Origin of the sequence: Flavobacterium ginsenosidimutans, assembly GCF_003254625.1 — a bacterium.
Lineage (GTDB): Bacteria > Bacteroidota > Bacteroidia > Flavobacteriales > Flavobacteriaceae > Flavobacterium > Flavobacterium ginsenosidimutans.
This window is the reverse complement of sequence record NZ_QJRJ01000081.1, coordinates 377,540-392,092: the sequence shown is the minus strand read 5'-3', so window position 1 is coordinate 392,092 and position 14,553 is coordinate 377,540. Positions and strand designations below refer to the sequence as shown.

Sequence of the window (14,553 nt, the reverse complement as noted above, 5' to 3'; positions counted from 1 at the left end):
TTAGAGTTAATAACATGTTAAATTTAAGAATACATTTTGTTAACGAATCATTATTTCGACAAATGACAATTTTCAAAAGGTGTTGGTGAAAGTTTCGCCAATTATTGAAAGAAAACGTTTTCATTTGTAATCAAACTCTGCCTTATTTTAAAGGCCAAAATCTATTAATCTAATAGATTTTGGCCTTTTTTAATTGTATTCTTTTTTTTAACTAAAAAACGTTCAAAATTATTCTGTGTTTAACGTTTTTTAGTTAGAAACCTTAAATGTCGTTTTTTGCAAATCAGTAGAGTTTCCGCCCACCATAACTTCGAAGTCTCCTGGCTCGACAACGAACGTCATCTCCCTATTATAAAGGCCTAGCTCGTCTTTAGTAAGTGTAAATTCAACATTTTTAGTTTCTCCTTTTTTAATATTTAATCTTTTAAAACCTCTTAAAGTTTTCTCTGGAGTCGTAACAGAACTGTAAACATCATTTACATATAATTGTACAACTTCATCTCCATCTAAATTTCCAATGTTTTTCACATCAACAGAAACTTTAAGTTCTCCGTTTGGTTTAATTTCTTTTGAACTAACCTTTAAATTAGAATATTCAAACTTCGTATAACTTAATCCGTAACCGAAAGTATATAAAGGATGTTCGCTTTCTGCTACATATTTGTGAATAGCAGATGGTTTTTGATTATAATATATAGGTAACTGCCCAACTGATTTTGGAACTGTAATTGGCAATCTTCCTCCTGGATTGTAATCTCCAAATAAAACATCAGCAACTGCTCTTCCTCCTAATTCTCCTGGGAACCATCCTTCAAGAACAGCAGGAATATTTTCTGCAATCCAGTTTGTAGAAAGCGGACGACCGTTTAGTAACACACAAACTACTGGAGTTCCTGTTTTTTGAATCTCTTCTATCAATTGCTGTTGTATTCCGAATAAATCTAAAGAAGCAACATCTCTGTTTTCTTCTACCAATTCGTTAGATTCTCCTAAAACTACAATCGCAACATCTGCTTTTTTAGCTGCGTCGATTGCTGGCTGTAAGTTTACTTTCTCTAAATTCCAACGGAAATGCGCTCTGGCTCCCCAGCCTCCTTCCCACATTTCAATGCGGACTTTGTATTTTTTACCTTTTTCAATATTTTTTGGAACTGTAACCATGCTTGTTGCTCCTTTTGTCCAGTTGTCAATTACCAATTGATCATCGATATACATTCTGATTCCGTCATCAGAACTTAAACCTAACCAGCCATCCAATGCTTGGTCTGATTTTAAGAATCCTGTCCATCTAATAGAAAAATCATCCACATTTACACCGTCACCTGGCGCCCAAGGCCAGTCAAACTCTAACTGACTGTCAATACGTGTCAATGCTGGGGTTCCTTCTAAGTTTCTGTTATTGAAATATTCTCCTTTTAATCCGTTTTGAGATTCGTCTGGAGTAAATAAATATTTAGATGGAATAATCTGTCCTTTTACAATTAACGGAACTCCTTCTTCATAAACTACATTCGCAGTTTTTCCAACCAATTCCTTAACACCTTCGTAAACCGTCATTCCGACACTATTTTTAGGAGCATAACCTCCCAATCTTGAAGCATTTGCATTTGGTCCGATAACCGCAATGTTTTTCAAGTTTTTACTTAAAGGCAAAGTATTGTTATCATTTTTCAATAAAACCATTGATTTTTGAGCCGCTTCTAAAGCAACTTGCTGGTTTTCTGGAGTATGAAAACGCTCTTTAATCAGATTTTTATCTGTGTACGGATTTTCGAATAATCCTAACAAGAATTTCAAACGCAAAACTGCTCCCGCTGCACGGTCGATGTTTTCCATTGTCAATTTCTTTTCATTTACCAATTCAATAACTGTATTTTGCCAGAATTCGTTTGAAAAATCATAAAACTGCATATCAACACCTGCTGAAACAGCTTCTCTAATAGCATCTTTTGGAGAATCAGCAACTTTGTGAGTTGTCTGAATATATTTAATAGCTCCTAAATCTGAAACTACAAGCCCTTTAAAACCCCATTCATTTCTCAAAACATCAGTCAATAACCAATGATTTGCTGCACAAGGAATTCCGTCTAACTCAGAATAAGCACACATTGTTCCCAACGCTCCACCTTTTGTAAATGCCTTTTGGAAAGAAGGTAAATGATCTTCGCGAGCTGAACGTTCTCCAACCAAAATTGGAGAAGAATTTCCTCCCGCTTGTGGAATACCGTGAACTGCAAAGTGTTTAGGTTCTGCAATTATAGAACGATCAGATTTTAAATCATCTCCTTGTAGTCCTTTAATGAAAGCCAAACCAATTTCGCTATTCAAGAAAGCATCTTCACCAAAAGTTTCAGCAACACGTCCCCATCTTGGTTCGCGCCCTAAATCTAAGTTTGGACCAAATCCAAAATGAACCCCATGCGCTCTAGCTTCCATACCAATTACTTTTCCAACTTTGTCAATAACTGATGTATCCCAAGTTGCACCAAGTCCAATGTTCATTGGGAAAGCGGTACTTCCTTCGTCTAAATAACCATGAAGCATTTCACACATAATCAAAGCCGGAATTCCCCAACGGTTTCCTTTGATTACATTGGTTTGCAAATCATTAATCATTTTCGCTGAACGCGGATAAAGATCATGAATAGCTCCAATTCCTAATTTCCCGATTTTTTCTGCCGATTTAGCTTTAGCAAAATCTTCTTTCTCTTTAAAAAAATCTCCTCTATACATATCCATCTGACGCACTTTTTCTTCAAGCGTCATACGGCTCAACAAGTCTTTTACTCTGTCTTCAACAGGCGCTTTCGCATCTTGATACAGATACTTTTTCTGGGCGTGGGTTTGGTTTAAAAAACCAACAGCCATTACAAAAATAATGGCCGTTTTTCTCATTCTTAATTGTAACATAGTTGTGTTGTGTTTAGTTTTGAATCACTTTAAGCTTTGTTCCATTCACAAAATCATCGTGCGAAATAAAAAAGCTGTTAATTGATTTTCCGTTTAGCTCAATCGAATTGATTTTTCCACCGTTATTGATTTGTCTTTCAATAACAATGCTTTCTTTTTTATAATATCTTGGATCTAATTTAATCGTCACTCTATGAAACATTGGCGCTGTAATGGTGTAAATTGGATCTCCCGGCGATATTGGGTAAATTCCCATCATTGAATATACTAACCAAGCTGACATTGTTCCAGTATCGTCATTTCCTGGCAATCCTTTTGGTTCATTTTTGAAATATTCGTGAACCAATTTCTTTACCATTTCCTGAGCTTTATATTCTTCACCTTTAACATAATTGAATAAATACGGATTAGCAATGTCTGGTTCATTTGCCATATCAAATTGTTTTATATCAAAGGTTTTCTGTAATTGCGCCGAAAAAGCTTGATCACCACCCATTAATTTCTTTAAACCAACAATGTCGTGAGGAACCATAAAAGCGTATTGCCACGCATTTCCTTCGATAAAACCAACATTTTCTTCAAAATTAGCTCCAGACGCAGGATCAAAAGGTTCGTACCATTTCCCGTCAGCCGTTCTTGGACGAAGCAGATTTAAGTTTTTATCAAATAATTTTCTGTAGGATAATGAACGTTCTTTAAAACGTTTTACATTGTCTTTGTCACCGAATTCGTTGGCCATAAGCGAAATAGAATAATCTGAAATATTGTATTCCTGAGTCGTCGAAACTGGACCTTTATTGTCAGTTGTTAAATATCCTTTTTTGATATAATCTTTCAATCCTGGACGAAGCGGATTATTTTCAATATTATCTGCGCCTTTCAACATCGCATAATAGGCTTTATTAACATCATAATCACGAATTCCTCTCATATAAGTATCTGTAATTACAATACTTGCAGGGTCTCCAACCATGGTAAAAGTTTCAGTCGAATTCAGTTCCCATTTGGGTAACCAGCCGTTTTCATCAAACATATCCAACATACTTTTTACCATATCCGATTGCTGTTTTGGATAAACCAAAGACATCAATGGATGTACATTTCGGTACGTATCCCATAAAGAAAATACGGTATAACGGGTGTCATCGGTTTTAGCAATTTTACTTCTTTTGATTACGGGATATTGTCCGTTAATATCATTTAAAGTATTTGGGTGAATTAAAGTGTGATACAAAGCTGTGTAGAAAATCGTGTTTTCATCTTTTGTACCACCTTCAACCAAAATTTTAGACAATTCTTCGTTCCATTCGTTGTAGGTTTCTTTGTAAATTGCATCAAAAGATCTGTTACCCACTTCTTTTGCTAAGTTTTCACGGGCATTTTCGATACTTACGTACGAAATTCCAATCTTCACTTCAACCGTTTCTTGTTTGTCGAATTTATACGTAAAATAACTTCCAATACTATCACCTACTACGGTTTTAATGGTATTTTCCATTATTCTCGCTTTTCCGTTGTAGCCCATCCATTGCGCTTCAACGCCGTTGTATTTTGCAGTTTTTTTCCAAACTCCAAATTTATCGGCAGGTTTAGAAAATTGAGCCACAAAATAAACCGGATAAGCATCTTCTGGACTATTGTAACAAAACGAACCAACAGATCGCATTCCTTCAATTTCTGTAGAAGAAACCACTTTTATCATTGCTCCTTCTTCATTGGTTAATCCTAAACCAAGATTTAATAAAATATTAGATTGCCCTTTCGGGAAAGTGATTCTGCTTACTCCCACTCGTTTTGAAGCAGTGAATTCTCCTTTAACTTTATACTTGTCGATGTTTACGCTGTAATAGCCAGCTTTGGCAACTTCATTAGAATAAGTCGAACCATATTTTAAGTGATCTATTTCTACATTTCCAGTCGTTGGCATCAATAAAATAACACCCAATTCTGGACAGCCAACTCCGCTCAAATTCACCTGACTGAAACCTGTCAAAAAATTATTTTCATTCACATACGGATTCGAAAGCCACTGGCTGTCTTTTTCCATCGGAGTATTTTTTACTCCAGCCACATTAAACGGACTAATACTTGCCATTCCGCGCGGTGCAATCGGACCCGGATAAGCCGCACCATAATTGGAAGTACCAATAAATGGATTAACAAAATCAGCAGGTTCCTGCGCAAAAATAGTTATGCTAAAAAACAGCATGTATAAAATACATGCTGTCTTCATTTTATTTTTAATATTTAAAAGCATAGGCTTCATTCTTATCTGTTTATAGCGTCGATTTTTAAAGTCCAAGCTTCTTTCGCAGGAAGATTTTTTCTTAAGCTTTCTGGAATAATTACTTTAAATCCGTTTCCTTCTTTTGTCCATTTTAAAGAAGTTTTAGAACCTAACATCGTGATTTTTGTTCCTTTTTTAGGACTGATAGATTTCACTGTAACTGCAGCAGGAATTTTATCTTCTCCGTCTTTAGCTAAATAAAATGCAAATACATTTCCAGCTTTGTTTTGTGTAAAACAGATGTTTTCTTCTTTGTAAGGCTCGATTGGTTTTGTGTTGTAAATTGCTGTGCTGTTTACTTTCATCCAATCTCCGTAAGCTTGCAATAAATCGTAAGCACCTTTATCCCATTCACCTTCTGGACTTGGAGCAATGTTTAACAGTAAGTTACCACCTTTTGCCACAATATCAACCAGCAAATGAATTCCTTGTCTTCCAGTCATGTAAGTAGCACCTGGAGAATAAGACCATCCACCGCCAGCTGGAATACAAGATTCCCAAGGATAAGGCAACGTTTTAGCAGGAACACGTCCTTCTGGAGTTAAGTAGTTTTGGTTTTTACCGTGAACCGCTCTATCTACTACAATTAATCCAGGTTGTTTTTGACGCGCTTTAATTACCAATTCATCCATTTTAGGATCTTGATCTACCACTCTGTGTTTAATGAAACCATTTTTAGATTCGTTTTCAGTAAATTTCTCGTCATAGTTTTCTTTGATGTTTACTTGGTCTCTTTTTCTAACCCATCCTCCATCTAACCATAAGATATCAACTTTTCCGTAGTTAGAAAGAATTTCTAAGATTTGGTTGTGAGTGAAGTCAACATATTTTTGCCATTTTTCTGGATATAAAGACGGATCGTAGTTTACGTTTCTGTCGAATGGAGGAAAATATGGATCCCAGTAGTTTTCGTTATGCCAGTCTGGTTTAGAGAAATAAGCTCCAGTTGAAATACCTTCACCTCTAAATGAATTGAAAATTTCTTTTAAAACATCTGCTTTAGGATTTGTGTGAAAAGGAACATCTTTACTAGTAATCTTGTAATCAGAATATTTAGTGTCATACATATTGAATCCGTCATGGTGTTTTGTAGTGAAAACCATGTATTTCATTCCCGCATATTTAGCCGCTTTAGCCCATTTTTCAGGATCAAATTTTACAGGATTAAACGTTTTTCTTAAACCTTCGTAATCTTTAATATAATCATTATAATTAGATGGATTGCTTCCTTTTTTACGTTCACACCATCCATAATCTTCTGGACAAATAGACCAAGATTCTACAATACCCCACTGGCTGTAAGTTCCCCAGTGCATTAGCAAACCAAATTTTTTGCCTTGCCATTCGTCTAAGTTCTTTAAAACTAACGGATCAGTTTCTGGTACGTATCTTTCATCTTCATAAATCGCCTGAGCGAATATCTGAGCTGAAAATAAAAGGGCGATTATGAATATTCCTTTTTTCATCTTTAATCTAATTTATAATTTATTATTCTTTGTTTTTTAGTTTAATAGGTAATCTTAATTTAGTTTATCAAGTATCGGTTGATCAGTAAAAGTTAATTCTTTTGGGGTGTTTTCATTAAGCTGCTCCAATACAACAAATTTATTCTCGCCCGCTTTCAACCAACATCCTGGTACATAAAGCGTTTGTTGCGGGCCCACTTTCCAGTAGCGACCAAGATTGTGTCCGTTAACAAATACAATTCCTTTTCCCCAATTTGTCATATCAAGAAAAGTATCGGCTGGTTTATCTATGTTAACTGTAGATTCATATAAAACTGGTCGACCTGGTTTTATCGTTTCATTTTTAATAACTGGCACTTCATTCATTGGCATTTTATACATTTCCCATCCACCACTAATTTCATATTCATTAATGAATACTGGAGAAATAATTCCTTTAGTATTATGTACAATTTCGGCTCCGTAATTAATACGTCCCATATTTTCAACTAGAATTTCTAAAATACCGTTAAAAGGAATAGAAATTGTCAACTCGTAATTTTTGAAAACTCTATTCAATTCACCCACCTTAACTCCGTTTACATAAACGGTAGCAAAGTCTCTCAATCCCTCGATTTTCAATTTGCCAGAAGAAATTGGCTGAGTAAATCTTTTTCGATACAAAACATATCCATTTCCCTGACCTAACTTTTCAAATGTTAATGGCTGGTCATTTACAACCGCTTTTTCTTTTTTGATCCAACTTAAAACATCCATACTTGATTTGACAGGCTGATTAGGATATTTTGTAACTGGTATTTTCTCTGGAATCGAAGCTAATTTTGTTTTAGAATACTTTTGCATTACTTCACGAATAGCCATGAATTTTGGTGTTGCCCAACCTGCTTCGCTAATAGGAGCATCATAATCATAGCTTGTAATGTCCGGCTGAATATCACTTTCTTCATTATAATTTGCTCCAGAGGTAAATCCAAAATTAGTACCACCGTGCACCATATAATAATTAAAAGAAACGCCTGCATCAAGGTACTTTTTAGTTTGACTTGCAATCTCCTCAGATCCAATTTTAATAAATGGTTCTGCCCAATGATCTAACCATCCAGAATAAAACTCTGCGACCATATAAGGCCCTTGTCCTTTATGGTATTTATCAACTTGTTTTTTTAAATTTTCTATATTTGATTCCCCATTTGCAGTTGGCAACGCGCCTTCAACCATACCACCTTCAAACAACCAAGTACCGTCAGAAGTAAAAAAAGGCTCTGGAAACCCAGTTTCTTTAAGCATATTGTAAATTGCAGTTTTGTATGCTTTATGATCCTCAGCACTAATGTCGGTTCTTTGAGAAACATAAGAACCAAATTCATTTTCAGCCTGAACCATAATAATTGGCCCTCCCTGGTTAGCAAAATTTCCTTTTACCACTGCATACAATTGTTCCAGATACGTTTTGCAAGCTTCTAAAAATGCTTTGTTATTGGTACGAATTACTAAATCTGGATTATTTTGCAACCACCAAGGATATCCTCCAAATTCCCATTCACCACAGGCATACGGACCTGGTCTAAGAATCACATACAATCCTTCACTTTTAGCAATACGTAAAAACTCTGCCAAATCTCTATTTCCTGTTTTAAAATCCCATACACCTGGTTCAATTTCGTGATAATTCCAAAATACATAGGTTGCTACGGTATTCAATCCCATAGCTTTAATCATTTGTAGCCTATGTCTCCAATACTCTTTAGGAATACGCTCATAGTGCATTTCTCCTGAATGTATTTTTATGACTTTCCCATCTTTTTGAAATTCTCCATTAGATATAGAAAATCCTTTGCTTTGTGCCATAGTAAAAAACGGCATCAAGCAAATCAATAATACTCCGAGCTTAAATAATATCTTATTCATTTTTTTTCAGATTATACATTTATGACTTTAAACTTTGTCAAAGTTTGAAACTTTGACAAAGCTGTCACAAGCATTTCACGTTAAACTATGTGTTAGAAACTAGTTTCTTTCTAAACTCTTTTACCAAGTTTCAAAAGAAAAAACTCTATGTTTCTATGTGTTTAAAAATATTTAATTCACCAAAATTTCATCTACAAACAACCAAGAGCTTTCTCCTTTTGGACTTTTCTTTAAGTTGCCTCCAATTACTTTTACGAAACGCGCATTTTGTTTTTGGAAATTGATTTTGAAATCTTTCAATTCTGGAACTGCATTTACTGCATACGGGCGTGTTATTTTTCCAACTTGCGTATATTTAATTCCGTCTGTAGAAATCAACACTTTCACTTGAATTGGGAAATTAACTCCTGCACCTTGGCTTTCTAAAGCTCCAACTGTAACTTGTTCAATGCTTTCTATTTTTTCAAGATCAATTACCAATTCCATATCATTAACTAGCCAAGCTTGCCATTGTCCGTCGTGGAAATTTTTACTTCCTCTGATAGTGTTCACCATTGTATTTGCATCTCCTTTATAATTCTGATTATAAGGTGTTAAGTACTTCACTTTTTGTGCAAATGCTTTATGGAAAACAATTGTATCTGTGTATGTTTTTCCTACTGGTTTATCATTTTGAAATAAAGAAGCTTTTAAAACTGTTGTTTCCTTAATCTCAATTGGAGCCGTATATTTTATAGCGTGATGATCGATACTTTTATCTCCTAAAGCATAACGAATGTCTGGATTAGGAAACTCATTTTTCAATTCAACTTTAATTTGTTTATTAGGCAAATCTGCTGTTGAAGAAGCAGTTACCAAATAAGCACTTTTGGCATAATTGATTCCTAAATAATCGTAACGTTTGAATAATGAAAACAATCTTGCAGTAAAATCATTCCAATTGCGTTTCTCTTTCGGACTCCATAAAGTTTCTGATAATGCTGCCAATCTTGGGAAAATCATATACTCAGAATCTTTTGGCAATGCTAAATGTTCTGTCCATAAATTCGCTTGTCCACCTAAAACGTGTGCTGCTTCCTGAGACGTCATTGTTGAAACTACAGGATCAAATTTGTACACTTCGTTTAACGGATTATAAGCATCAAAAGCTAAAGGTTCTTCGTTTTGAGGGCCTTGGTAAAAGTTGAAATAACAAGGAGATTCTGGAGTCATAATAACATCATGACCTTGATCAGCTGCTTCAATTCCGCCTTTCATTCCTCTCCAACTCATTACAGTCGCATCTGGAGCTAAACCTCCTTCTAAAATTTCATCCCAACCGATAACTTTTTTACCTTTTGAGTTGATGTATTTTTCCATACGTTTTACAAAATAGCTTTGTAATTCGTCAACACTTTTTAAATGCTCATCTTTAATTCTTTTTTGGCAGTTTGGACATTTTGCCCAATTCGTTTTAGTCGCTTCATCACCACCAATATGAATGTATTTTGAAGGGAAAATCGTGATTACTTCATCAATTACATTTTGCAAAAATTCAAAAGTCGATTCTTTTCCTGCACAATAAATATCAGTCAAAGGCCAAACTCCGCCTGACGGAACACCAATTCTCTGATTGAAACAAGCCAATTCTGGATAAGCAGCAATTGCACTGCTTACGTGTGCTGGCATTTCAATTTCAGGAATAATTTCGATTCCTTTTGAAGATGCATATTTTACGATTTCTCTTAATTCATCTTGTGTAAAGAATCCACCGTAAGTTCCTTTTTCATCAGGATTTGTTGTTAATCTAGCATTCCAGCTTGTATTCTCCTGATCAACTCTCCAAGCACCAACTTCGGTTAATTTTGGATATCTTTTAATCTCAATTCTCCAACCTTGATCGTCAACTAAATGTAAATGCAAAACGTTCATTTTGTGCATTGCCAAACGATCAATTGTAGCCAGAATATAATTTTTATCAAAAAAATGACGAGATAAATCCAACATTAAACCCCTCCATTTGAAACGTGGTTCGTCTGTAATTGTTAAACTTGGAATCTGCCATTTTGCAGAAGTGATCGCATATTTACTTTCGATTGCTTCAGGAAGCAATTGTCTAACACTTTCTAAACCATATAAAAAACCAACATTTCCTTTTGCAGAAATAACAATACTTGTCGGATTAACATCTAAAACGTAAGCTTCATTTTTTAAGTTCGGATCTACTTTAAACTGAACAAAATTGCTTATTGGAGCTTTTGTTGTCGTTTCTGGTTTCCATCCTGCAGCAACTTCAAATTTAGAAGCCAAAGCATTTGCTGCATCTTTTTGGAAATCACCATTTACTACAAACTTTGTATCTTTTGTAAATTCAAAAACACCTGTTTTAATAAGAGTCTGACTCGGTTTTGGAATGATATGAATATCACTTTCCGTGTAAACTTTCTGCGCGTTAGCCGAAAAAATTGAAGTGATTACGGTTAATAGAAATAGTATTTTTTTCATTCTTTATTTTTTGGTTTCTCTGATACTTCTTATAAAGCTATTTTTAGAGATGTATTTTTTTAGTTTTTGTATGTCATTTCGACGTAAGGAGAAACCAGACTAGGACTTCCTCATACTAATTCACTAATCTTTGTGGAGCTACTTTCGAAGATTTCTCCTTACGTCGAAATGACAATACTGTCGAAAAACTTTGTCAAAGTTCTAAACGTGATAATTATTTATCCCAAGACATTTTAAATTTCGCGTCTTCCATTCTGTGGCCTTTCACATCATCAGAAACGGCGTAATTAAATCCTGATCTTAAGCTGTAACCAGCATATTCACCATTTTTATTCAAAGCAATAAAACCAACTTGCAAGTATTCCATGTCTTTGTGGTTTTTATGTTTGTTGTAAATACGCTCTGTAATTTCTTTACAAGCATCATAAGGAGATTTTCCCTGACGCATTAATTCGACAACCATTGCGCTTCCAGCAGTTCTAATAACAGCTTCTCCTAAACCTGTTGCTGCTGCAGCTCCTACTTCGTTGTCCAAGAAAAGACCCGCGCCGATTATTGGGGAGTCACCGACGCGTCCGTGCATTTTCCAAGCCGCACCGCTCGTGGTGCATCCGCCCGAAAGATTGCCATCTTGGTCTAACATTAGCATGCTTATGGTATCGTGATTTTCTATATTTATGACTGGTTTATATTTTGAATCTTCCAGCCATTTTTTCCAGTCTTTTTCAGATTCTGGAGTCAGTAAATTTTCTTCTTTAAATCCTTCTGACAAAGCAAATTGTAATGCGCCTTGTCCCGCTAACATAACGTGAGGCGTATTTTGTAAAACTCTTTTTGCAACAGAAATTGGGTGCATGATTCCCTGTAAGAAACAAACAGATCCGCAATTACTATTGTGATCCATGATACAAGCATCAAGAGTTACTTTTCCTTCGCGATCTGGATATCCTCCGTAACCAACACTGCGAACGTTTGGATCAGCTTCAGGTATTTTCATTCCAGCTTCGATTGCGTCTAATGCTGATTTTCCTTCTTTTAGGTTTTTCCAAGATTCTTTATTAGCAGGCAAACCGTGATTCCATGTCGAAATGATAATCGGTTTTGTCTGTTTTTTATCTTTTGATTCTACTTCTGGTTCATTTTCGTGATTTGCAGCAAATCCGCTTACGCCCAAAACAGAACTAATGGCTAATGTGCCTAAAGTCGTTTTCTTAATAAAATCTCTTCTATTTGACATGTCTTTTTTGTTTTAATTCAACTTTCAAAAACAAAATGTTCTTAATAGTTGCTAAATTAATCAGTAATAATTTTTAATCCCAGTAAAATCGTCTATAACCCCTCTTTTACGGCTGCAATTGTTTTTAAATTACTATCTGATAAAGCATTTCCGTCAAAAAATGAAACTCCTGTTGCACCATTTTTCTTAGCTAATAAAATCGCTTCTTTCAATTCTGCATCCGATTTTAATCCTGGAATATAAATTCCTGTATTTACTTTCGTCTGTTTTCCTTCTAAATCTGTTACACCTTGCTTTGTTGCGTAACCCACCCAGTCAATTTCTTCATCATAAAAACTATGATAAATCATTGGATATACTTCATCAATATTCCATTTATCCCAACGCTGGCGTACCATGTGATCTGCCATTTCTGGATAAGGGAATACTGCTGCCGTTAATTTTTTATTGTATTTGTGAGCAATTTTATAAGCGTCGTCAACCACAGCTTTTACAGCATTTAACCTGAAATTTTTCCATTCCATATCAATTGAAGTATTGTGACTGTTTTTTGGATTTTTATGATGTTCTTTCTCAAATTTGCTAACGCAGGCATCACAATAACAGAAATCAAATTGTGGTAATTCTACATCTTGCACCAAGTTGTATTTTGGCAATAAACTGATTGGCAAGAAAATATCTGGGAAACGAATGTAATCTAAATGTACACTTTCGATTCCTTCAACTTTTGCTAAACCTTCCACTAAACCTAAAACGTGGTTTCTAGATTCTTCTTTAGTTGGGCAAAGCCATTGGTAATAATCTACATACGGACGGTTATCAAAACAAGATTTTCCTTCTTTACTTACTTGATACCAATCTGGATGTTGTAAAGCAACTGAATCATTTGGACGATTCATTGCCATAATCCAAGCGTGAACTTTTAGTCCTTCTTTTTTTGCAAGAGGAACTAATCTTGCTAATAGTTTCGGATCTGTTTGCGTGTTAATTAAAACTTCATCGATTCCGCCGTCTTTGTATTTTTTGAATTCTTTCGAATAATCTGCATCCGATTTTTTAGCGTCAGCAGTTGTCCAAACTCCAAAAGTGAATTTTCCGTTTTCCTGATCTTTATTCTCTTTTTGTCCGCACGAAAATAAACTCAGCGAAAGCGCCAAAACTAAAACTTTTGACAGCTTTTGTAACTTATTCGTTCGTAATAATTTTACCATCTTCTTTAATTATTAAGGTTTTGTTTGAAAAAGGACTCTTTACCAAGATATTAAATCCTGATGAATGATTTTCTAAAACTGGTTTTAAAGTCTTTCCATCCACAACTATATTTTTTTTACTGATACTTTGCAGTGATTTTGCCCAAGATTTATTTTTATCGAAATATCTCTTTTGAGCACGATACAACGTATACAGTTCCCATTTTACTTTTTCTTCCTGTGGAATTGTAAAAGTATCCTGTCCTCCTATTTCTTTTGAAGAGAAGTATACATAAGCCCATTTTTCGGGCTCATGCATATTTATCACTCCCATAGGCGACCAAACCCAATTGTATTCTGGGAGAAATTTCCCTTCTGAATCTTTTTTACGCTCATATTTTCCGTCAACGACTGAATGCTGCCAATTCACTCTAGAGAAATTGACTTTCCAAAATTTATCTTTCGGAACAATATCATCGAAATATGATGTTTTATAAACCGACCACGGAATTGCAATTTCTAATGTCCAGCCTTTATCTACATCTGAAGCATTATTTAAAGTTCCGTCAATCTTCACCGCCGATTTTAAACCTGTAATATTCCAGTCGTTTAAAACCGTATTTTTTTCGCGGTATGGTTTATTGATAAATAAATCCCAAGCCGTGTTTAATGCATTTATTTCCAATTCATAATAATTGTGAGTATCATTATCTGGATCGATAAAAACCTCAAAATCATTATTGTAAAAAATAATTGTATCGCGTTGTTTTAGATTTGCCCAAACGTGAGGCTCTTCTATTTTTGCCAAGATATAGTAGTAATTATCGTCCCAAAGCATTTTGACTTGAGTATTGTATTTTGGCTTTTCAACGCCTTCTATGTCGACAAAAGGTGTTGTCCAATCTGCTTTTTCCCAGTCTTTATCTGCCCCGTCTCCATCAATAACAATTTCTTTTGAAGTCTTATACGCAATATAACTTTTCGGTGTAACCCCTTTTTCAGATTGCGAATAACCCATCAATCCAACAAAAAAAACGGCTAGGGACAATAATTTACTTCTACTATGCATCT

At 35.0% G+C, this 14,553-nt stretch carries 8 protein-coding genes; all 8 read right to left on the bottom strand.

The window, feature by feature from the left end; genetic code table 11:
- Nucleotides 1-249 precede the first annotated feature (249 nt).
- Nucleotides 250-2,910, bottom strand: a complete 2,661-nt coding sequence (locus DM444_RS19700) for a glycoside hydrolase family 3 protein (RefSeq protein WP_111289815.1) — start codon at nt 2,908-2,910, stop codon at nt 250-252.
- Between the two features lie 13 nt (nt 2,911-2,923).
- Nucleotides 2,924-5,143, bottom strand: a complete 2,220-nt coding sequence (locus tag DM444_RS19695) for a GH92 family glycosyl hydrolase (protein WP_394364530.1) — start codon at nt 5,141-5,143, stop codon at nt 2,924-2,926.
- Between the two features lie 35 nt (nt 5,144-5,178).
- Nucleotides 5,179-6,663: an alpha-L-fucosidase gene (locus tag DM444_RS19690; RefSeq protein WP_111289813.1), complete on the bottom strand. Its 1,485-nt coding sequence runs from the start codon at nt 6,661-6,663 to the stop codon at nt 5,179-5,181.
- 54 nt (nt 6,664-6,717) lie between these two features.
- A complete protein-coding gene (locus DM444_RS19685) occupies nt 6,718-8,571 on the bottom strand; it encodes a glycoside hydrolase family 35 protein (RefSeq protein ID WP_111289811.1) in 1,854 nt (617 codons plus the stop codon).
- 171 nt (nt 8,572-8,742) lie between these two features.
- Nucleotides 8,743-11,055, bottom strand: a complete 2,313-nt coding sequence (locus DM444_RS19680) for a beta-N-acetylhexosaminidase (RefSeq protein ID WP_111289809.1) — start codon at nt 11,053-11,055, stop codon at nt 8,743-8,745.
- 214 nt (nt 11,056-11,269) lie between these two features.
- The gene (locus DM444_RS19675) at nt 11,270-12,292 is read right to left on the bottom strand and encodes an isoaspartyl peptidase/L-asparaginase family protein (RefSeq protein WP_111289807.1); all 1,023 of its coding nucleotides are present in this window, start codon (nt 12,290-12,292) and stop codon (nt 11,270-11,272) included.
- 92 nt (nt 12,293-12,384) lie between these two features.
- Nucleotides 12,385-13,503 carry a putative glycoside hydrolase gene (locus tag DM444_RS19670; RefSeq protein WP_111289805.1) on the bottom strand — a complete coding sequence of 373 codons (1,119 nt, stop codon included), beginning with the start codon at nt 13,501-13,503 and terminating at the stop codon, nt 12,385-12,387.
- Nucleotides 13,478-14,551, bottom strand: a complete 1,074-nt coding sequence (locus tag DM444_RS19665; RefSeq protein ID WP_111289803.1) for a carbohydrate-binding family 9-like protein — start codon at nt 14,549-14,551, stop codon at nt 13,478-13,480. The genes DM444_RS19670 and DM444_RS19665 overlap by 26 nt, the downstream gene beginning before the upstream one ends.
- Nucleotides 14,552-14,553: the final 2 nt, after the last annotated feature.